The 21,520-nt window shown below is 63.1% G+C and carries 14 protein-coding genes; 11 read left to right on the top strand and 3 right to left on the bottom strand.

Features of this window, described 5'->3' with window-relative positions:
- Window positions 1–77: 77 nt before the first annotated feature.
- Complete coding sequence (locus AC4K8G_RS03015) at window positions 78–566, bottom strand: peroxiredoxin (protein WP_491732697.1); 489 nt, start codon at window positions 564–566, stop codon at window positions 78–80.
- Window positions 567–664: 98 nt separating this feature from the next.
- On the opposite strand from AC4K8G_RS03015, the gene AC4K8G_RS03010 reads away from it, so the two are divergent.
- Window positions 665–1,237: a YqgE/AlgH family protein gene (locus AC4K8G_RS03010; RefSeq protein ID WP_491732696.1), complete on the top strand. Its 573-nt coding sequence runs from the start codon at window positions 665–667 to the stop codon at window positions 1,235–1,237.
- Between the two features lie 5 nt (window positions 1,238–1,242).
- Here AC4K8G_RS03010 and AC4K8G_RS03005 read toward each other — a convergent pair whose 3' ends face one another.
- A complete protein-coding gene (locus AC4K8G_RS03005) occupies window positions 1,243–2,040 on the bottom strand; it encodes a hypothetical protein (RefSeq protein ID WP_491732695.1) in 798 nt (265 codons plus the stop codon).
- Between the two features lie 194 nt (window positions 2,041–2,234).
- Between AC4K8G_RS03005 and ahcY the strand changes: the two genes are divergently transcribed.
- From ahcY to addB, 7 genes are all read left to right on the top strand, one after another.
- Window positions 2,235–3,647 (top strand): adenosylhomocysteinase, encoded by a 1,413-nt coding sequence (gene ahcY, locus AC4K8G_RS03000; protein WP_491732694.1) that lies wholly within the window; start codon window positions 2,235–2,237, stop codon window positions 3,645–3,647.
- A gap of 172 nt (window positions 3,648–3,819) precedes the next feature.
- Window positions 3,820–7,053, top strand: coding sequence for a TonB-dependent receptor domain-containing protein (locus AC4K8G_RS02995; protein WP_491732693.1), 3,234 nt, complete (start codon window positions 3,820–3,822; stop codon window positions 7,051–7,053).
- A 162-nt stretch (window positions 7,054–7,215) separates the two neighbouring features.
- Complete coding sequence (locus tag AC4K8G_RS02990; protein ID WP_491732692.1) at window positions 7,216–9,573, top strand: sensor histidine kinase; 2,358 nt, start codon at window positions 7,216–7,218, stop codon at window positions 9,571–9,573.
- Window positions 9,570–10,004: a tRNA (adenosine(37)-N6)-threonylcarbamoyltransferase complex ATPase subunit type 1 TsaE gene (tsaE, locus tag AC4K8G_RS02985; RefSeq protein WP_491732691.1), complete on the top strand. Its 435-nt coding sequence runs from the start codon at window positions 9,570–9,572 to the stop codon at window positions 10,002–10,004. The genes AC4K8G_RS02990 and tsaE overlap by 4 nt, the downstream gene beginning before the upstream one ends.
- Window positions 10,001–10,987, top strand: a complete 987-nt coding sequence (locus AC4K8G_RS02980) for an aminoglycoside phosphotransferase family protein (protein WP_491734398.1) — start codon at window positions 10,001–10,003, stop codon at window positions 10,985–10,987. Before tsaE ends, AC4K8G_RS02980 begins: the two co-directional genes overlap by 4 nt.
- A complete protein-coding gene (locus tag AC4K8G_RS02975; protein WP_491732690.1) occupies window positions 10,984–11,745 on the top strand; it encodes a nucleotidyltransferase family protein in 762 nt (253 codons plus the stop codon). Before AC4K8G_RS02980 ends, AC4K8G_RS02975 begins: the two co-directional genes overlap by 4 nt.
- A complete protein-coding gene (addB, locus tag AC4K8G_RS02970; RefSeq protein WP_491732689.1) occupies window positions 11,738–14,605 on the top strand; it encodes a double-strand break repair protein AddB in 2,868 nt (955 codons plus the stop codon). The genes AC4K8G_RS02975 and addB overlap by 8 nt, the downstream gene beginning before the upstream one ends.
- 5 nt (window positions 14,606–14,610) lie before the next feature.
- Here addB and AC4K8G_RS02965 read toward each other — a convergent pair whose 3' ends face one another.
- A complete protein-coding gene (locus AC4K8G_RS02965; RefSeq protein ID WP_491732688.1) occupies window positions 14,611–14,751 on the bottom strand; it encodes a hypothetical protein in 141 nt (46 codons plus the stop codon).
- A gap of 41 nt (window positions 14,752–14,792) precedes the next feature.
- Here AC4K8G_RS02965 and addA point away from each other — a divergent pair, with 41 nt between their 5' ends.
- The 3 genes from addA to secA all read left to right on the top strand — a co-directional run bounded on the left by addA (window position 14,793) and on the right by secA (window position 21,513).
- Entirely contained in the window at window positions 14,793–18,197 is a 3,405-nt protein-coding gene (addA, locus tag AC4K8G_RS02960; RefSeq protein WP_491732687.1) for a double-strand break repair helicase AddA, read from the top strand.
- Window positions 18,198–18,256: 59 nt separating this feature from the next.
- Window positions 18,257–18,601, top strand: a complete 345-nt coding sequence (trxA, locus tag AC4K8G_RS02955) for a thioredoxin TrxA (RefSeq protein WP_491732686.1) — start codon at window positions 18,257–18,259, stop codon at window positions 18,599–18,601.
- Between the two features lie 173 nt (window positions 18,602–18,774).
- On the top strand, window positions 18,775–21,513 hold the full coding sequence (gene secA / locus AC4K8G_RS02950; protein ID WP_491732685.1) for a preprotein translocase subunit SecA: 2,739 nt from the start codon (window positions 18,775–18,777) through the stop codon (window positions 21,511–21,513).
- The last annotated feature ends 7 nt before the right edge of the window (window positions 21,514–21,520 follow it).

Here is a 21,520-nt window from a genome sequence, read left to right as displayed (position 1 = left end):
TGATCAACGCCCGGAACAAGAGGGCGTTTCGACGGAGCGGCGAGGGGTGGCCTGACAGCGGCCAGCCGGTGAGGTCGTTACGCGGTCGCCAGTTGATCGAGCATATGTTCGGCGCTCGACGCCCGATATTCGCCCGGCGCTTCGACGTTCAGCTGCTCGACCACGCCATCATTGACGATCATCGAATAGCGCTGCGAGCGCTGGCCCATACCGAACTTGCTGCCGTCCATGGCAAGCCCGACCGCATCCGTGAACGCGCCATTTCCATCGGCGATCATGGTGATGTCGGACGATCCGTCGCGGTCGCCCCAGGCGGACATGACGAATGCGTCGTTTACGGAGATACAGGCGATTTCATCGACGCCCGCGCTTTTGAGCTCCTGCGCCTTCTCGACATAAGACGGAAGATGGCGCGCCGAGCAAGTCGGGGTGAACGCCCCCGGGACCGCGAACAGGGCAACTCGCTTGCCGCTGAAATATTCGTTGCTGCTGGTCGGCTGCGGACCGTCCGCGCTGGCAATGGTCAGCGGAACGTCGGGCAGTCTTTCGCCTGCTTGGATAGTCATCTGGGGATCTCCTGGAGGTCGGATGAAGCGGCAGATAGGCTCGCCGGATTGGCGTCTCAAGCCTTGCCGATGAGTTTTCGTCAGCCCATTGTTGGCGCGTGGAAGTGCCGAGTTTTCTCTCAGGCAAGTTGCTGCTGGCCATGCCGGGAATGGCCGATCCGCGCTTTGAACGCGCGGTCATCGCGATGTGCGTTCATGACGAAAACGGTGCCATCGGCATCGGCATCGGACAAAAGCGCGCAGGCATCAGTTTTCGGGGGCTGCTCCGCCAGCTGGACATCGAGCCAGGCGAAGCGCCCGACCGCGCTGTGCATCACGGGGGGCCGGTCGAGCCCGGTCGCGGTTTCATCCTCCATTCGAACGATTGGGGCGGACAGGACACGCTGCACGTCAACGGAGACCGCGGCGAGCTGTTCGCAATGACCGGCACGATCGACGTGCTCCGCGCAATCGCCGAGGGTGGCGGGCCATCTCAATGGATCGCTGCTCTTGGCTATGCCGGCTGGGGGGAGGGGCAGCTCGACGAGGAAATGACCAAACATGGATGGTTCGCTGCCAGAGGCGATTCCAAGATCCTATTCGACACTCCGACCGACGAGCGCTGGGCCGCCTCATTCAAAGCCGAGGGCATCGACCCGCGCCTGCTCGCGAGCGAGACCGGCGCCGCTTAGGGGGATCACTTCGGTTCGTAGCCGAAGATCCGCCGCAGCCCAGGTGCTCGTAAGTCGACCAACTGTTTCTGAGCCATCGGCAGCTCGTCGGGGATCCGCTGCGCCATGCCTGATAGATTCTGCCTCGCCGTCCCGCTCTGCGCTGGATCCGCCCCGATCCGAACCCGCTCGCGCCAGTCGCCTGGCCGTCCGATACCGCACCCCGCCAGCAGGTCGTCGAAAAAGGCCTCGCCTACGTCGCTGTCGACCTTGCGGACGGCGTCGACCAAGTCCTCGTAACGGACGACCTTCACTCCGTCGTCGAGCCACGCGACGGCGTTATACATATAGGTGACGGCCAGCGGCGCGAGCTGCGGCTTGGTCCCGTCGATCATCAGGTTCAGGATGGTTTCGACGGGAACGTCTGGCCGCTTCAAATGGTCGAGGCCGACCTGAAACTCGTCGCTGAGGAAGAAGCGCGCACGGGCCAGCACCCAGTCGTAGGGATCGCGGACCAGCAGGATGTGCCGGGCGCCGGCGAGTGCCGAGCGTGACGCGTCGAGCGCGACCATATGCCCCCAACTGAGCATCTTGCGCCCGGGTTCGAATGCAGACCGATGCTGCGGCAGGAACTGGTATTGAATGAATTCCGCCTGGTACTGGCTCTCGACCGGAACGAACATGCGGATTATGTTCCGGAGAAGGTGGCTGCCGCCCTTCGGGATACTGTTGAGGAAAAGAGGCTGATCGAGCGACCTTTGCGCGAACTTCCGGTTCTCATCATCCAGTGTGTCAGGCTTCACATGGATCTTCGCAAAGGACATCCAAAATTCCCGCGGCTTCGACGTGCATCACGTCCTAGTGCCCGGCCGCGCGGTCCTCAAGGCGAACAGCCGTCAAGGCTGCAGAGTACATATAAAGAATTCTTTATATTTGCCTTTGACCGCCGTGGTGGCTAGGGACGCCGGCAATCGGCGCGGCATATGGCGCCTCTTCAACGAACCCGGAGAATTTTGACGTGGCGACGCAGGCTGAATCCCGTTTCAACGACTATGTCGTAAAGGACATCACCCTTGCCGATTTCGGTCGCAAAGAGATCGAGATTGCCGAGACGGAAATGCCTGGCCTCATGTCGCTACGCGAGGAATTCGGCGCATCGAAGCCGCTGAAGGGTGCGCGCATCACCGGGTCGCTTCACATGACGATCCAGACGGCGGTCCTCATCGAAACCCTGATTGAGTTGGGCGCCGAGGTCCGCTGGGCAAGCTGCAATATTTACTCGACGCAGGATCACGCCGCGGCGGCAATCGCCGCGCGGAACATCCCGGTGTTCGCGATCAAGGGTGAAACGCTGGAAGATTATTGGGACTATGTCGTCCGCATTTTTGATTGGGGCGCCGACACAACCGCCAACATGATCCTGGACGACGGCGGCGATGCGACCATGTTCGCGCTCTGGGGCTATCGTGTCGAAAAGGGTGAAGAGCTGTTCGCGCCGACCAACGAGGAAGAGGAAATCTTCGTCGCGACGCTGAAGCGATTCCTGGCCGAGCGCCCTGGTTATCTCACCAAGACCGTCGAGGCGACCAAGGGCGTGTCGGAAGAGACCACCACGGGCGTCCACCGCCTCTACGACCTCGCCAAGCAGGGCAAGCTCCCGTTTCCGGCGATCAACGTCAATGACAGCGTCACCAAGTCGAAGTTCGACAACCTCTACGGCTGTCGCGAGAGCCTGGTCGACGCCATTCGCCGGGCGACCGACGTCATGCTGGCCGGCAAGGTGGCCTGCGTCGCCGGTTTTGGCGACGTCGGCAAAGGCTCGGCCCAGTCGCTTCGTAACGGCGGCGCGCGCGTGCTCGTGACCGAAATCGACCCGATCTGCGCGCTGCAGGCGGCGATGGAAGGGTATGAGGTTGTGACAATGGAAGAGGCCGTGCAACGCGCCGATATCTTCTGCACCGCCACCGGCAACATGGACGTCATTACGCTCGACCACATGCGGGCGATGAAGAACATGGCGATTGTCTGCAACATCGGGCACTTCGACAGCGAAATCCAAATTGGCGCGCTAGCCAACATGAAGTGGACGGAGATCAAACCCCAGGTGGACGAGGTTGAGTTCCCGGACGGCAAGAAGATCATCGTCCTGTCCAAGGGCCGTCTGGTGAACCTTGGCAACGCGACCGGCCATCCAAGCTTCGTGATGTCTTCATCGTTCACGAACCAGGTCCTCGCGCAGATCGAACTGTGGACCGGCGCCGACAAGTATAAGAACGACGTGTATGTGTTGCCCAAGCATCTCGACGAAAAGGTGGCCCGACTGCACCTCGACAAGCTTGGCGTTAAGTTGACCAGGCTAAGCGACAAGCAGGCTGCTTACATTGGTGTTTCTAACGAGGGCCCATTCAAGCCTGAGCACTATCGCTACTGATTAGGTCGACTGCCCGACAAAAGCGTTAAATCTGAATGTTGCATGAAAGTTACACATGCACCCAGATTCGACTAACGGCGGGATTTAGCAGTTTTCTTTTCGACTGCTTTCCAGCACCAACCCCGCGGGAATATTTCCGTAGTTTCGTACATTCCGAGGGGACCTTCGAGCTATGCGCCGAGTCAATCCAATCATTTTGTCGACCGTTTCGTTTGCCGCGCTGAGCGCCAGCCCGGCTTTGGCCCAGCAGACGCAGGCGGACACGTCGCCGCCAGCAGCGCTGCAGAGCGAGCAGGAAATCGAATCGGGTGCCGCTGCACCGTCCTGCCAGGTGCCAGCCGGAACGCCGCTGCCTCCGGGTTGCACTCCCGCGGTAGCTGGTGATGCGATCACCGTCACGGGTTCGCGCATCCGTCGTCCGAACCTTGACTCGCCGCTCCCGGTGACCTCGGTCGGCGGTGAAGAATTCTTCCAGACCGGCAACGTGTCGATCGGCGACAAGCTCGCAGAAGTCCCGTCGATCCGTACCAGCTTCACGCAGGCGAACTCGACCCGCGGTCTCGGCATCGCCGGCATCAACCTGCTCGACCTTCGCGGCCTCGGCATCCTCCGCACGCTCGTGCTGGTTAACGGTCGTCGCCACGTCGGCGGCGACGTTCTCCTGACCGGCGTCGCGGTCGACGTGAACACGATCCCGACCGACCTCATCGACCGTGTCGACGTGGTGACGGGCGGTAACTCGGCCGTTTACGGTTCGGACGCCATCGCGGGCGTCGTCAACTTCGTCCTCAAGCAAGACTATGACGGCATCATGGTTCGCGGCCAGGGTGGCCAGAGCAAATATGGCGACGCCGACGCATATTTCGTCAGCGCGCTCGTTGGTAAGAACTTCGCCGAAGGCCGTGGCAATATCGCGGTCAACCTCGAATATGCACGTCGCGATCAGGCGTGGGGCGATGACCGCAAGTGGTTCCGTGAGAGCTATGCGATCAACGCCGATGGTCCGTTTGGCGAAATCAGGAACTATGATTTCCGCTCGGCTACCTTCAGCAATACCGGCACGATCCGCTTCGGTGGCAACGGCGGCACGCTGAACTGCCAATCGACCACCTCTGCGTCTAACCTGACGTGCCCGTTCATCTTCCTGCCGAACGGCGACCTCGTTCCGCAAACCGGAACACGCATCGGTTCGGCGGCGAACGGACAGTTCGTCGGCGGTAACGGCGAAGGCTTCTACGAAGGCCATCAGATCCAGATCACGCCGCAGCTCGACCGCTATAACGTGAACGCGCTCGGCCACTATGAGATTTCGCCGGCGGTAGTTCCGTTCTTTGAAGCGAAGTACTCGCGCACGGACAGCTCGGGAACGGGCGCCAACGGACCGGCCTTCATCGCCGGCGGCGCTGCTTTCTTCGATCCGCAGCAGTTCATCTTCGGCGGCCGGAACCGCGAAGCGCTCCACATCGACAATCCGTATCTGACGCCGCAAGCGCGCCAGACGATCATCGACCAGCGTGCGCTTAACGGTCAGGGAACGACGGACAACACCAACCTGGTGGTCCAGGAAAGCCTGCTCGGCCTGATGAACCGTACGGAAGATGCGCGCCGTAATACGTACCGCATCGTCGGTGGTGTTCGCGGTGACCTCGGCAGCTCGTGGAACTACGAAGTTTCGCTGAACTACGGCGAGCTCAAGGAGAAGACGAAGATCCTCGGCGACCTCGACGTGCAGCGCATGCTGCTGGCGATGGATGCCGTCCGGGATTCGTCGGGCAACATCGTTTGCCGTTCGCAGCTTCAGGATCCGGCCGACGTGATCGGTTACTATCCGTGGGTTTACGGCGCTGCCTTCCCGGGCGGACCGACCCCGGGTGACCCGAATGCCGCTGCGCGCCTTGCAGCAGACGTCGCGGCCTGCGTCCCGGTCAACGTTTTGGGCGACAATTTCACCCAGGCGCAGCGCGATTACCTGCTCCACCAGTCAACCACGGTCGGGAAGACCAGCCAGTTTGACGCGCTCGCGTTCATTTCTGGCGACACGTCCAAGTGGTTTGAGCTTCCTGGCGGGCCGATCGGTATCGTGCTCGGCGGCGAATACCGCACGAACGACCTCTATTATCACCTCGATGAGGACATCCAGCTCGGGTACACGTTCTACAACGCGATCCCGACCTTCGATGCTCCGAAGACTAAGGTGAAGGAAGCGTTCGGCGAAATTCGCTTCCCGATCGTCAAGGACGTGCCGATGCTGCAGGAGCTCGAGGCTTCTGCCGCGGCTCGTGTGTCCGACTATAATGGCACGACCGGCACCGTCTGGGCCTATAACGGCAACGTCCTGTGGTCGCCGATCAAGGGCCTGAGGCTTCGCGGCAACTACGCCCGGTCGGTTCGCGCTCCGAACCAGGTCGAGCTGTTCACGCCGTTCGGCCAGAACTTCGCGCTGATCACCGATCCGTGCGACAAGGACCAGGTCAATGCTGGTACCCAGTATCGTGCGGCGAACTGCGTCGCAGCCGGCGTTCCGGCAGGCACCGCGATTCCGTACGCGAGCTCGATTTCGTTCCTGTCGGGCGGCAACCCGGACTTGAAGGCGGAGAAGTCTAACTCGATTACGCTTGGTGGCGTGTTCCAGCCTGACTTCCTGCCGGGCTTCTCGGCCTCGGTCGATTATTACAGCATCAAGGTGAAGGACACGATCCAGGCGCTTACCGCGCAGCAGATCCTCGACAGCTGTTACGACCTCCCGAGCCTCAGCAATCCGTTCTGCGCTCTCTTCCAGCGCGGCGACGGTGTCACGGGTGGTCACGCGGGCGTCCCGTATGCGATTGTCGACGCCACCCTGCACTCGTCGGGCGTCAACTTCGCCAAGCTGAAGACGCGCGGCCTCGACATCGAAGTCGCTTACCGGCACCAGCTGGGGAATATCGGGCGTCTCGACACCCGGTTGACCTGGACTCACGTGCTTGAGCTGACCAACTTCATTGATCCGACCAACCCGGACTTCGGTGACCGCATCCTGTCGGAGACGGGCGATCCGCAAGACCGCTTCAACTGGAACTCCACGTTGAAGCATGGCCGGTTCAGCTTCGGCTATCAGATGCGTTATGTCGGCAAGCAGATTGCCTATGACGAATCTCGTGGCCTTGGCGAGTACGAAGACTTCTACAGCTTCGAAGGTCGCGATCCGCAAAATCCGACGCTGTTCGAAAAGAAGTGGAATCCTGCCAAGTTCTACCACGACGTGCGTCTCGGCATCGACGTCGGGCCCAAGTACAACTTCTACATGGGCGTCGATAACCTGACCGATACGAAGCCGCCGTTCGGCGCCAGCGGCCTTGGTGGTAACACCGGCCTCTACGACGTGATCGGTCGCTTCATGTACGCAGGTGTGTCCGCCAAGTTCTAAGCGGATCAACCTGAAGAACCTCGAAGGGGTCGGAGCTCATCGCTCCGGCCCCTTCTTTTTGAACGCAGATGCGGGATGGCGCACCGATCACGCCAGTTTCCCTTTAGTTTTCGCGGACTACCGGCTTAAGACAATAAGGTTGGGCCTCGGGGGAAAGGTTGAGTGGGCGGCCAATCGGCCTTGATTGTCGGAATAACAGTCCTTGCACTGTTGTGGGTCGGCATCGCAGCTGCGGTTGCAGTCGCTGCGGCCCGGCGATTCCGACTGGCCGAATCCGTGCTCGAGACGGCTCGCACTCACTCGGCCTTGCTCGAGCATTCCCCTTCGCGTCCGCTTTTGATCCGCCGCGACCAGAAGGTTGAGGCAGACGCCAAGCTGGTTCGTGACCTGGGCCTCAAGACTAATCCGAAATCCATGCCCGACCTGGCCTCGGACGGCCTCGGCATCGTCGCCGAAGACCTCGAGCTACTGCGCGCCGACGTTGAGGCGGCGCAGATGTCGGCGGGACGCATCGCGCGGAGGGTCCGCGCAGCGGGATCGGGCAGGATGTTCGATGTCCGCGGCGGCCCGGCGCCGGCGCCAGAGCCCGCAGGCACCTTGCTGCTGTGGTTCTTCGATACGAGTTCAAGCGAAGAGGAGAGGGCGAAGCTCGCGCTCCGCCTACGCCAGACGGAAGGCGCGCTGAACTCCCTAACGCACCTGATCGAGGCTGCTCCGTTCCCGATGTGGTATCGAGGACCAGACCTCAAATTGGGATTGGTGAACAGCGCCTTCGTCCAGGCGGTAGAGGGCAGGGACGCTGCGGAAGTAATCGAGCGCTGCTCCGAGCTGATCGATGCGCAGGGCGAAGACAGCGCAATCGCGACGGCGCGACAGGCGCAGGAATCCGGACGGGTCATTTCGCGGATGCAACCCGCGATCATCCACGGCGAACGTCGCATGCTGCGCATCGTAAACGTGCCGCTGTCCACTCGCGCCGTCGCGGGTTTCGCTGTCGACATTCAGGACCTGGAAGACGCGAGAGCGGAGCTCGTTCGCTACATCGAATCCCAACGCGAACTCGCCGATCGAATGACGGCGGGAACGGCGCAGTTCGACGCCGATCGCTCGCTGAGTTTCTTCAACCAGCCCTTTGCGGCAATGACTCAGCTTGATCCCGATTGGCTGGCCGAGCGCCCGGAGTTCGATCGCGTCATCGACCGCATGCGTGACAATCAGCGGTTGCCCGAGACTCGTGATTTTCCGGCCTGGAAGGAGGAGCGGCGGGCGTGGTTCACGACCGCTGATGAGGTCGCCGAAGAAGAATGGATGCTTCCGAACGGCGATCACCTTCGGGTCGTTGCCCAGCCTCTTCCGGACGGGGGACTACGTCTGTTCCTCGAAGATCGGACCGAGCAACTCCGGCTCGCTTCGGCGCGGGATACCTTGCTTCGCGTTCGTGCCGCGACCTTCGACAATCTTTTCGAGGCGATCAGCGTGTTTGCCAGCGACGGCCGGCTTTACTTGTGGAATCGCCGTTTTCTCGAGGACTGGGAACTGGATGAAGAGTGGCTAGCGACCCACCCGCGGGTCGATGAGCTGGTGCCGGCAATGGCGCGCAAGCTCGTCAACCCGACAGCCGCCGCGCAAATCCGCGAAATGGTTCGGCAGACCACCAATGAGCGACAGTCAGCCGATGGCCGCATCTCGATGACCGATGGCCGTCGTTTTCAGTTCGCCGCCGTCCCGCTGCCCGACGGCAATGCGCTTTTCACGATGGTCGACGTCACCGATTCCAGTCGGATCGAGGCTGCGCTTCGGGAGCGGGCCGAAGCGCTGGAGGCCGCCGACCGGATCAAGACCGACTTTGTCGCCAACGTCAGTTACGAACTTCGCACGCCGCTTACGTCGATCGGCGGCTTCGCGGAGTTGCTGGGCGGCGGTTATGCTGGAGAACTATCTGAAAAAGCACAAGATTATGTTTCGGCGATCATCGAGTCGGTTGAGCGCCTTTCCAAGCTGATCAACGATGTTCTGGACCTGACCACCGGCGATGCAGCCGGTGTTCCGCTGGAGAAGGAGCGCGTCGACCTGGCCGGGCTGGTCAAGAGTGCGGTCGACAGGGCAAAAGGTCGCGCTGCCGAAAAGGCCCAGAAGCTCGACGCTAATGTGGGGCCGGCTACCGGCCATGTGTTTGGCGACGCGCGGAGGCTTCGCGAGGCGCTTGACCACGTCCTTCAGAATGCGATCGCCTACACCGACCGCAAAGGGCAAATCACGCTCACGGCTGAGGGTGACAAGGAAAATGCCGTAATCCGCATCCGTGATAACGGGACCGGCATCGCGGCCAAGGACCTACCGCGAGTATTCAATCGGTTCGATCGCATTCTGGAAGCGGGCGTGCGGGGAGAAGCCGCACTGGGATTGGGTCTTCCACTGACTCGCCAATTCATCGAAGCCCATGGTGGGAAGGTCGACCTCCAGTCGAAGAAGGGCAAGGGCACAACCGTCACCCTGACGATTCCGCGTGGTAAAAGATGATCCTCGACGGGGATGAGCCAACTGCAGCGATCGGCGCGCAGCTGGCACGGCTAGCCCAGCCTGGTGACGTCATCACGCTCTCGGGTCCGCTCGGCGTCGGCAAAACCACGCTGGCGCGGGGCTTCATCGGTGCGCTTGGCCATACAGGAGACGTACCGAGCCCAAGCTTTGCGATCGTCCAGCCTTATGAGGCGCTTGAGCCGCCGGTCTGGCATGTCGATCTCTATCGGATCGAGCGGACAGCGGACGTCGAGGAGCTCGGACTGGATTCCGCAGCGGGCGCCGTGCTGTTGGTTGAGTGGCCGGAACGAGCGGGCGAGGGTGCATGGCCGGACGCGCTCGGCCTGTCGCTCGCGTTCGGGCAGGACGACGAGAGAATCTTGACAGCGCGGGTGCCCCCGTCATGGGAAGGGCGGTGGCCACCACGATGAAACCGCCGGCGCATGCCCCTGAATTCCTTGCCTCTTGCGGGTGGCAGGGTGCTGAAATCCTACCGCTGGCCGGCGACGCGTCGTTCCGCCGCTACTTCCGCGTCGTCAACGGCGATGAGACCGCGGTGCTAATGGACGCGCCACCGCCGCATGAGGATCCTCGGCCGTTCATCGCTGTCGCCGAATGGCTCGCTTCGGTCGGCCTGAGCGCGCCGCAAATCCTCGCCCGCGACCTCGACCGCGGACTCCTGCTGCTTGCTGATTTCGGTGACTGGCGCCTGCGCGAATTCCTCGATGAGGATCCGAGGCGCGAGAAGGAGCTGTATGAGCTCGCCACCGATGTTCTCGTGCACCTCCACGACCACGCGCCGATGCCGGGACTGAATCCGCACGGCCTCGGTCAATGGCTCGAAGAGCTGACGCTTTTCACGGACTGGTATTGCCCGGCGGTGGGGATCGAGGTTGACGTAGCTGCCTACCGCGCGGCGTGGACGGAAGTGCTTCAGCCTTTGGCGAATGACGGTCTTGGCCCCGTCACGGTTCTTCGCGATTATCACGCTGAGAATGTGATGCTGGTCGATCACCGCGTCGGCGTGGAGCGGTTCGGCCTGCTCGACTTCCAGGACGCGCTGGCAGGTCACCCGGCCTACGACCTGGCATCGGTACTTGAAGATGCGCGCCGCGATGTTCCGAAAGAGATCGAACAGGCGATGATCGACCGTTACATATCGGCGACAGGAAACGGCGAGGCGTTCGAGCGTGCCTATTGGGCGCTTGCTGCGCAGCGGAACACCCGCATTCTCGGCGTCTTCACACGCCTGTGGAAGCGCGACGGCAAGCCGCATTATCGCAAATTCCAGCCTCGGATGTGGGGCCTGCTCGAACGTGACCTTGAGCAACCACATTTGCAGCCAGTAAAAGATTGGTTTACCACAAACATTGCGGATGAGTATCGACGCAATCCGTGGATGGGCGCGGCATGAGCCAGGCCCGGCGAGCCCTGCGCCTTCGCGCCGAGGTGCCGGCGGAGGTGCCGCACACGGCCATGATCATGGCTGCGGGCCTCGGCAAGCGAATGCGCCCGCTCACGGCCACGCGTCCGAAACCCCTAATTGAGGTCAACGGCAAAGCATTGCTCGACCATGTCCTAGAAAAGCTCCGGCTCGCCGGGGTGAAAAGGGTCGTAGTCAACGTCCACTATCTGGCGGACGCGCTCGAGGCGCATCTCCAAACCCGCAATCATGGCCTGGAAGTCATCATCTCCGACGAGCGTGACCTGCTGCTGGAAACCGGCGGCGGCCTCGTCCGCGCCGCGCCGCTGATCGACAGCGATCCTTTCCTGACGCTCAACAGCGATAATTTGTGGATCGACGGTCCTGCCGACACGCTGAAGCTCCTCGCGTCGCACTGGGACGACAGCAAGATGGACGCGCTTTTGCTGCTCGTTCCGCAGGCGCGCGCGCTCAATCATAACGGCATGGGCGATTTCCATATGGATCCGACCGGGCGAATCCGCCGCCGCGAGAAGAGCCACGTCGCGCCTTTCGTGTTCACCGGCATCCAGATCGTTTCGAAGCGGCTGTTGCGCGATGCGCCGGACGGACCTTTTTCAACGAATATCCTCTGGGATCGCGCGATCGAGGAAGGACGCTGCTTCGGCGCGGTTCATCAGGGTCTGTGGTTCGACGTCGGCACGCCGCAATCAATCCAGCTAACGGAAATGGCGCTGGAGCATGTCTGACCGCCATCCCGCGGTCTTCACAATCCCCACACACCGTTCCTTCGCCGACGCGCTTGCGGCGGGACTGATCCAGCGCTTCGGCAAGGACACCCTTGGGCTCGCCCAAGGGCGCATACTTCTTCCCAATAACCGCGCAGTCCGGGCGATCACCGATGCGTTCGTCCGCGCGAGCGGAAATGGCCTGCTTTTACCGAGACTTATCCCCGTCGGGGATCCGGAACTTGACGAAAGACTGGGTGGTGCGCTCGATCGGATCGACGACCCTGCTCCGCCCGCAATCGAGGCCAAAGAGCGACTACTTACACTCGCATCGATCGTCCGAGGGGAGGGCAGCGCGGAATCGCTTCGCCTCGCCGCCGATCTCGCCCGCACCCTGGACGCATTGCTTATCGAAGAGATCGAGCCGCGCCGGCTGCGGGAAGCAGTGATCGAGACTGATGATCTTGCGCGGCACTGGGAGAAGTCCCTCGAAAAACTGCAGCTTATCTACGAGCAGTGGCCAGCGCTGCTGAAGGAGCGCGACGCGATTGACCTGACCGAGCGCCGCAACATTGTGCTGCGGCGGCTCACCGAGCGATGGAAGGAAGAGCCGCCGGAAGGGTTTACGGTCGCGGCAGGCATCACCACCGCAGCGCCGGCGATCGCGGGCCTGGTCCGGCAGGTGGCACACATGCCCGAGGGAATGGTGGTGCTTCCGGGACTATGGCTCGCGGATCAGTTCCCGGAGGAAGAATGGGACGCGCTCGGGCCCGACGAAAACGGCCGGGGCGAAGCGACGCACCCCCAATTTCACCTCAAATTGCTGCTCGATCGCATGGGAATCGCGCGGGGCGAGGTACAGCGTTGGCGATATCCAGGCGGTTTCTCATCGTCGCCGCTGCGTGGTCGTGCCGTCGCCAATGCGATGGCCTCGCCGGACTTTTCGCATAAATGGGAAACCCTGCCGGCTGCGCAACGCCGCCTGAGCGGTATCAAACTCGCGGAACTGGCCGACCCGGCCGCCGAGGCGCAGGCAATCGCCCTGGCGCTTCGAGAGGCGATTGAAACGCCGGGAAAGACGGCAGCCCTGGTCACGCCTGATCGCCAGCTCGCGGCACGCGTTTCGGCGTTGCTTGCACGCTGGGGGATCGAGGCCGACGACAGCGCCGGCAAAAGGCTGTCCGAAACGCCGGCAGGTACCCTGCTGCTCGGCATCGTCTCGGCCGCTGCCGAGGAATTGGCGCCGGTAGCAATGCTCGCGCTTGCCAAGCATCCGTTGGTTGGCGGGGAGGGAGAGGGACGGCTCGAGTGGCTTGAGGCGGTTCGTGCGGTCGACTTAAAGCTGCGGGGCCCGAGACCGGCGACGGGCCTGACAGGGCTCGACAAGAAGCTTGGCCCGATGCGCGAATGGCAGGTGATCCGGAAGCGTCTCGCGGCGGTTAGCGGGTTGCTCGATTCCGCCATGAGCCTCGGCGCATTGGCCGGCGCATTTGCTGCGGCCGCGCAAGCGCTGTCGGGCGACAATGCGTGGCGCGGACCGGCGGGTCGGCTGGCTGCTGACCTGCTCGCCCAGCTCCAGGGCTCCGAAGCCGCCGGCGCGCTCAACGTGAATGCCGATGAGGCACTCCCTGTGCTTCGCCAATTGCTGGACGGCGAAGCGGTACGCCCGCCCTATGGCGGCCATCCGCGCATTTTCATCTGGGGCCTGCTCGAAGCAAGACTGCAGCGCGCCGATCTCGTCATCCTGGGCGGACTGAACGAAGGCGTATGGCCTGCATTGCCCGCGCCCGACCCGTGGCTTCCACCGAAGGTCCGGGCGACGCTCGGCATGCCGACGACCGACAGCCGGATCGGGCTAGCCGCTCACGACTTCGCCAGTGCGCTCGGTGCCCCGGAAGTACTGATCACCCGCGCACGCCGGGACAGCCGGTCTCCAACAGTCGCCTCGCGTTTCCTGCTTCGGCTTGATGCGATGACGAGCGGGCTTCCGCGTCACACTGTGCTTGAGCGATTGACCCGCGCGCTCGACAATCCCGACACCGTGCGCCCGGTCGATCGACCGGCGCCGGAAGTGCCGGCCGAGCAGCGGCCCGAGCGAATCTCGGTTACGTCTGTCGACCGCCTCAAGGCCGATCCCTTCGCTTATTACGCGCAGGCGATCCTCAGGCTACGCTCGATCGATCCCGTCGATGCCGATTACTCGGCGCGCTGGAAGGGGACCGAGGTTCACAAGGTGTTCGAAGAGTGGCTCCAGGACGATCAATGCGACCCGGACCGGCTGCGCAGCCGCGCAGAGCAGCTGTTACAGGGTGAGGCAGTCCATCCGATGGTCCGTGCCCTGTGGGCGCCAAGACTGCTGGAGGCGATCGATTGGGCAGCCAACGTCGAGCGCGAGAACCAAGCGACGGGCCGCCGCCCTTTGAAGGCCGAAGCCGACGGCGAAGCCGTGGTTGCCGGCGTCAGCGTCTACGGCCGTGCCGACCGCATCGATCGCCTCTCCGACGGCGGGCTCGCGATCATCGACTACAAAACAGGCCAGCCGCCCTCGCAGAAGGCAGTGAATGAGGGATTCGCGCTCCAACTGGGCTTGCTCGGCCTGATCGGCCGCGCGGGCGGGTTCGACGACGCATCAGGCGAGCCGACCGCGTTCGAATATTGGTCGCTGGCGCGCCATCGGGGGCAGTTCGGACGGTTGATGTGTCCGGACAAGGACATGGAGCCCGGCGAGTTCCTGGATCACGCCTACCGCAACTTTGCCGACGCGGTGCAGAAATGGCTGACCGGAAATGAGCCGTTCACGGCGAAGCTGAACCCGGCCTATGCGCCCTACGGCGATTACGATCAGCTGATGCGGCTCGAAGAATGGTACGGCCGCAAATGATCCCTTTAGCGCCGCGGCTTCTTCTTGACCTTCGAGGCATAAAGCAGCGCGGCGACGATGGCCGCCGATCCGATGCCAACGGCTACCCCGGCCTTTACCAGCTTTGCGCGCCGTTCTTCGCTGGCTCTGTCGTCCTTCTGGCTCATGGCCTGTCCTCTATGGCCTCGTCGCCGGATTGGGAAGTCGCATGACGACGCGCTTCAAGCCATTGCCCGGCCTTAAGGACGAGCAGGCGCTGGCGGCCGATCCTGACGTCCACGCGTCGCTGTCCGCGTCAGCGGGAACCGGCAAGACACAAGTGCTGACAGCGCGCGTCCTTCGGTTGTTGCTGCAGGGCGCGCGACCGGAATCGATCCTGTGCCTGACCTTCACCAAGGCTGCTGCCGCCGAGATGGCAAACCGCATCGGCGCGCGTCTTGCCGCCTGGGTCCGGCTGCCCGACAAGCAGTTGAAGAAGGACCTGTTCGCGCTCGGCGAGCGCGACGATCCCAAGACTCGTGAGCGGGCGCGCCAGCTCTTCGCTCGCGTGCTCGATTGCCCGGGCGGGCTCAAGATCCAGACCATTCACAGCTTCGCCCAGGCATTGCTCGCGGCCTTCCCGGCTGAGGCGGGAATCATGTCCGGCTTCCAGCCGATCGAGGGGAGGGCGGAACAGGAGCTGGTCCGTCGGACGCTCGCCGACTTGATGGCGAGCGCCGAGGCAGACGGCGACAACGGCCTGATCCACGACGTGCAGATACTCAGCCGCCGGTTGGGCGAGGGCGGCGCGGTCGAATATCTACAGGCTTGCGCGCGCAGGCCGGAAGCGATGACGGCGCTTGGCTGCGCGGATGGCATCGAAGCCCGGATTCGTGGGCTGATGAGCCTCCCTGAAGGGTCGGTCGAGGATCATATTGCCGCCAATTGCGGTGATGCAGGCTTCGATTGCGACCTGTTGCGCGCGGTCGCCGATGCGAACCGCCAATGGGGCGCGAAGAGCGGGCTAGGCCATGCCGAGGTGATTGAGGAGTGGCTCGCTCTCACTCCGATCGAGCGCGCGGCTCGCCTCGGTGAATTGAGCAAGGTCGTTCTCACCGAGAAAGGAACGCCGCGCGTCAGTGCCGGCCAGTCGAAAGCGGATCCGCATTATGAGGCGAACGCAGGGCGCCTGGCCGTACTGGTCGGCGAGCTGTTGCAGATCCAGAACGGCGCGCGGCTGGCGGCGGACATGGCAGCTGGCCTTCGCGCCGGTCAGGCCTTCGCCACGGCCTACACCGCGGCTAAGCGCGCCGCGGGGGTCGCCGACTTCAACGACCTGATCGACTGGACCCGCAAGCTGCTCAAGCAGCAGGGGATGGGTGACTGGGTTCGCTACAAGCTCGACCGCCAGGTCGATCATGTGCTCGTCGACGAGGCGCAGGACACCAATGCCGCGCAATGGGAGATCATCGAGCTCCTGGTCGATGAATTTTTCAGCGGTTCGAGCGAGGCGGAGCAGCGCCGCCGCACCCTTTTCATGGTCGGGGATTTCAAGCAGGCGATTTACGGCTTTCAAGGCACCGATCCGAAGCGCTTCAACGAGGCGCGCGAGATGTTCAAACGCCGCGCGGCGTCGCTCAGTGGTGGCGACGATTTGTTCAGCTACCAGCAGAATGCCCGCGAATTCCGCGACCTGTCGATCGCCGCCAGCTTCCGCTCGGCCCAACCCGTGCTCGATGTCGTCGACGCTACAATCGCGGAGGTCGGGCATCAGGCGATGGCGCTGGGCGAGCTACCCCCACGCCACGTCGCGCATCACGCCGACCGTCCCGGACAGGTCGAGCTGTGGACGCCGTTCGCTGCCGAGGATGCGGGAGACGAGGCGGAAGAGGGGGAGGAGCGGTGGGTAACGCTCCGCGATCGCTTCTACGCCGATCATCTTGCCGAACGCATCCAGCAGCTGGTCGACGAAGCGCCGGTCCTGGCGTCCACCGGCAGGCCGCTAACGCCAGGCGACATATTGGTGCTCGTCCGGAGCCGCGGCGAACTCGCGTCATTGATCGTAGCGCGCTTGTTCGGCGCGGGCGTGCCAATAGCAGGTGTCGATCGGCTGCATCTTCACGAGCCGCTGGCCGTGCAGGACCTGGTCGCGGCGTGCCGGTTCGCGGTTCAGCCCAATGACGATCTCAACCTTGCCTGCCTGCTTGTTTCGCCATTGATCGGTTGGGACCAGGAGCAGCTGTTCGCCCTGGCCTACGACCGTAAGGGCTCGCTGTGGCGCAACCTGCGAGCGCGCGCGGACGAGTTTGCCGATACGCACGAGGCGTTGGCGGGCCTGCTTGCGATGGCCGACTTCGTGACCCCGGCGCGTTTCCTCGAAGCGGTTCTCAGCGGCCCGATGCAGGGGCGGCGCAGGCTTTACGGCCGGCTTGGCTTGGCATCGCGCGATGCGATCGACGAGCTGATGAACAGCGCGATCGAATTCGAGCGTAACCAAACCGCCTCGCTCGACGGATTCCTATCATGGTTTTCACGCGGCACCGTCGATGTTCAGCGCGACCCGGGCCAGCCCGCCAACGAGGTGCGGGTGATGACCGTGCATGGCGCCAAGGGGCTTGAGGCGCCCGTGGTCATATTAGCCGATGCAACAGCCGATCCGGGTCGGATGGGCCGAACGCCCATAACGCTCGACATCGAGGTGGAGAGCGCAGGGATCGCGCCACTCGTCCGACCCAGGAAGGAGGAGCGTCGCCCGCCCTTCGAAGACATTATCGCGCGGCAGGATGCGCGCGACCTCGAGGAGCATTGGCGGCTGCTTTACGTTGCGCTGACGCGGGCGGCGGACCGCCTGATCGTTGCCGGCGTCCAGCCCAAGGCGCGAAAGGACGGAGGCGACCCGCGCCCGGCCAATAGCTGGCATCGGATCGTCGAGCAGGCGATGGCGGCGCTTGGCGCCGACCCGACCGACGAAGGGCTGCGGTTCGGATCCGCGGGATCGCTCAAGGCGCGCAAGACCAAGGACAAGGTTGAGCTGCCGGTTGTTGCAATACCCGCTTGGGCGCGGCGGCCAGCGCCGGTCGAGACCCGCCCGCCGCGGCCCCTGGCACCTTCGGCGATAGCGGCTGACGACGAAGCATCGGCCCCGCCAAGTGAGGCAATGCGCGCGGCAGCACGGCGCGGAACGCTTATCCACCAGTTGCTGGAGCGTCTCGCGCCAGTTGAGGAAGGCACGCGCGCCGAGGTCGCGCGGCGCTGGCTCGAACGATCAGCCGGCGTGGCCGACTCCGAACTTCGCGATGAGATTGTCGACCAGGTCTGCAGGATCTTGTCGGACCAGCGTTTCGCGCCCCTGTTCGGTCCGGGCTCGCTCGGCGAGGCCCCGCTCGCAGCGACCTTGCCGGACGGGCGCGTGATTGCCGGCACCGTCGATCGTCTGCTGGTCGAAGAGTCGCGCGTTTCAGTGATCGATTTCAAGACCGGCAAGGTGCCGGCGAACGCGGCTGCGATTCCGGCATCGCACAAGGCGCAGATGAGCGCCTATTGCGACGCGCTTCGTGTGATTTTCCCGGGGCGGGAGGTGCGGGGCACCTTGCTGTACACCGCCGGCCCCGCGGCGATTGAACTGGAAGCTTGAGCCGCTGCCACCCAATGCCCATATGATTTGCAACATTTGATTCCCGCAGGAGATTTTGCATGGCCACCAAGACGGTCACCGACGACAGCTTCGCTTCGGACGTTCTCGGCTCCGAGGCGCCGGTCCTCGTCGATTTCTGGGCGGAATGGTGCGGGCCGTGCAAAATGATTGGTCCGGCCCTCGAGGAAATCGCCGGCGAGCTCGCTGACAAGGTCACCGTGGCCAAGCTCAACATCGACGAGAATCCGGATACGCCGAGCCGTTATGGCGTTCGCGGGATCCCGACGATGCTGCTGTTCAAAGGCGGGCAGCCGGTCGCGCAGAAGGTCGGCGCCGCACCGCGCAGCCAGATCCAGCAGTGGCTGGAGAGCAATCTCGACGGATCTTCGGCCTCAGCCGCTTAAGCTGCAAGCGGCGGGGACTCGCTCCCTTCGAGTTCCCGCCGGCTGACTTTCTAAGCGTCCCCTTCAATTGACTACGGCACGGGGGGTTCTTACATCGCCCGCGCGCAGTTTTGCCCAGCGTCGGCGGGAGCAATTCGCCCTTTCTTGAACGCACGGGTTTTTAAGGGAATTCCATGTTCGCCGCAGTGGCAAAGAGCATCTTCGGGTCGGCCAACGATCGCTATGTCCGCGGACTTGGCAAATATGTCGACGCGGTCAACGCACTCGAGCCTTCGATCCAGGCGCTGTCTGACGCCGATCTCCAGGGGCAAACGGCCCTGTTTCGCGAGCGCCTCGCCAACGGCGAAAAACTCGACAGCTTGCTTCCCGAGGCCTTCGCGACGGTGCGGGAGGCAGCGATCCGCACGCTTGGGCAACGTCATTATGACGTCCAGCTGATCGGCGGCATCGCACTTCACCGCGGCGAGATCGCCGAAATGAAGACCGGCGAGGGCAAGACGCTGGTCGCGACCCTGGCCGTCTATCTGAATGCGCTCGAGGGCAAGGGCGTCCATGTCGTCACCGTCAACGACTACCTCGCCCGCCGCGACGCCGATTGGATGGGCCAGATCTACCGCTTCCTCGGCATGACGGTCGGGGTCATCGTGCCCAACCTCAGCGACCAGGAGCGGCGCGACGCCTACGCTTCCGACATCACCTACGGAACGAACAACGAGCTCGGCTTCGATTACCTGCGCGACAACATGAAATTTACACGCGCGCAGATGGTGCAGCGCCCGTTCAATTTCGCGATCGTCGACGAGGTGGACTCGATCCTGATCGACGAGGCGCGCACGCCACTGATCATTTCCGGCCCCACCGACGACAAGTCCGACCTCTACATCTCGGTCGACAAGATCGTGAAAACGCTCGTTCCCGCCGATTACGACCTCGACGAGAAGCAGAAGAGCGTCGTCCTGACCGAGGAAGGCACGGAAAAGGCCGAGCGGATGCTCGAGGAAGCGGAGCTGATCGAGGGCCGCAACCTCTACGACATCAACAACACGCAGGTCGTCCACCACCTGAACCAGGCGCTCAAGGCGAACGTCATGTTCAGGAAGGACATCGATTACATCGTAAAGGACGGGAAAGTCGTCATCATCGACGAATTCACCGGCCGAATGATGGACGGCCGGCGCTGGTCCGACGGGCTTCACCAGGCGGTCGAGGCCAAGGAAGGCGTCGATATCGAGCCGGAGAACCAGACGCTCGCGTCAATCACGTTCCAGAACTACTTCCGCATGTACCCGAAGCTGTCGGGCATGACCGGCACAGCGATGACCGAAGCGCCGGAATTCTTCGACATCTACAAAATGAACGTGGTCTCCATCCCGACCAACGTTCCCGTCCAGCGGCAGGACGATGACGACGTCTTCTACAAGACTATGCCGGAAAAGTTCGCGGCGATCACCGAGGAGCTGAAGGCCAAGCAGGAGCTCGGCCAACCGGTGCTCGTCGGCACGGTCTCGATCGAGAAGTCGGAGATGCTGTCGGAGTATCTCGAAAAGCAGGGCATTCCGCACTCGGTCCTGAACGCTCGCTTCCACGAGAGTGAGGCGCATATCGTGGCGCAGGCCGGGCGCGTCGGCGCGGTGACCATCGCCACCAACATGGCGGGCCGCGGCACCGATATTCAGCTGGGCGGCAACCTCGAGTTCCGAATGCAGGACGAAGTCCCGGACCTTGAAGCCGGAACCCCTGAGTATGAAGCGAAGGCGGAGCAAATCCGTGCCGAGATTGTCGCCGAAAAGGCTCGCGTGCTCGAACTCGGCGGCCTGTTCGTCCTCGGCACCGAGCGCCACGAAAGCCGGCGCATCGATAACCAGCTGCGCGGCCGCTCAGGCCGCCAGGGCGACCCCGGCCTGTCCCGCTTCTACCTGAGCCTCGACGACGATCTCCTGCGCATCTTCGGCCCGCAGACGATGTTCTCGCGCCTCATGAACAAGAACCTTGAGGATGGCGAAGCGATCGTCTCCCCGTGGATCTCCAAGGCAATCGAGACCGCGCAGAAGAAGGTCGAGGCCCGCAACTACGACATCCGCAAGCAGGTCGTTGAGTTCGACGACGTGATGAACGACCAGCGCAAGGTCATTTACGAGCAGCGCGCCGACATCATGGACGCCGAGAGCGTCAGCGATGTGATCAACGACATGCGTGCTGAAACTGCCATGGCGATCGTTGCAGTGAACTGCCCCGAGGGCACGTACCCGGAGCAGTGGAATGTCGAAAACCTCAAGGAGAGCATCGAAGAGGTGTTCGGCCTTCAGCCGCCGATCGACGATTGGCTGCAGGAAGAGGCGGTCGACCCGGAAATGCTCACCGAGCGGCTCCAGGCGCTGGCTGACCAGACGATGGCCGACAAGCTCAAGGAAGTTGAGCCGGAACGCTGGAATGACGTCGAGAAGCAGATCCTGATCCAGACGCTCGACCATCACTGGAAAGAGCATCTTGCGACGCTCGACGCGTTGCGAACCGTCATCCACCTCCGCAGCTATGCGCAGAAGAAGCCGATCGACGAATATAAGCAGGAGGCGTTCCTGCTGTTCGAACGGTTGCTCGTCGCGATCCGCGAAGAGGTCACTCGTGTCCTGATGCGCGCTCAGGTCCAGCTCGAGCCGGCGCCGCCGCCCGTACTGCCCGATTTCATCACGCAGCACCTCGACCCGTTCTCGGGCGATGACGACACGGCCGATATCGATGCGTCTACCGGCAACCTGCTGTCGAGCCTTCCGCCGCTCGCCACTATTCCGCAACAGCCGATGCCTCAGGGCGAGGCTGGGGCCGACGTCGTCGATGCGCCCGTCAGCCGTAACGCGCCGTGCCCATGCGGTTCGGGCAAGAAGTATAAGCATTGCCACGGGCTGCTCGCGTAGGGCGGGC

The organism is Sphingomonas sp. SP3, assembly GCF_058514305.1.
The sequence above is the reverse complement of the archived record's forward strand: the minus strand, read 5'-3'. Positions and strand labels throughout refer to the sequence as shown.

Coding starts and splice junctions, on each gene's coding strand:
- secA (WP_491732685.1), top strand. CDS start 18,775: ATGTTCGCCGCAGTGGCAAAGAGCATCTTCGGGTCGGCCAACGATCGC.
- addA (WP_491732687.1), top strand. CDS start 14,793: ATGACGACGCGCTTCAAGCCATTGCCCGGCCTTAAGGACGAGCAGGCG.
- AC4K8G_RS02995 (WP_491732693.1), top strand. CDS start 3,820: ATGCGCCGAGTCAATCCAATCATTTTGTCGACCGTTTCGTTTGCCGCG.
- AC4K8G_RS03005 (WP_491732695.1), bottom strand. CDS start 2,040: ATGTCCTTTGCGAAGATCCATGTGAAGCCTGACACACTGGATGATGAG.
- trxA (WP_491732686.1), top strand. CDS start 18,257: ATGGCCACCAAGACGGTCACCGACGACAGCTTCGCTTCGGACGTTCTC.
- tsaE (WP_491732691.1), top strand. CDS start 9,570: ATGATCCTCGACGGGGATGAGCCAACTGCAGCGATCGGCGCGCAGCTG.
- AC4K8G_RS02980 (WP_491734398.1), top strand. CDS start 10,001: ATGAAACCGCCGGCGCATGCCCCTGAATTCCTTGCCTCTTGCGGGTGG.
- addB (WP_491732689.1), top strand. CDS start 11,738: ATGTCTGACCGCCATCCCGCGGTCTTCACAATCCCCACACACCGTTCC.
- AC4K8G_RS02965 (WP_491732688.1), bottom strand. CDS start 14,751: ATGAGCCAGAAGGACGACAGAGCCAGCGAAGAACGGCGCGCAAAGCTG.
- AC4K8G_RS02975 (WP_491732690.1), top strand. CDS start 10,984: ATGAGCCAGGCCCGGCGAGCCCTGCGCCTTCGCGCCGAGGTGCCGGCG.
- AC4K8G_RS03015 (WP_491732697.1), bottom strand. CDS start 566: ATGACTATCCAAGCAGGCGAAAGACTGCCCGACGTTCCGCTGACCATT.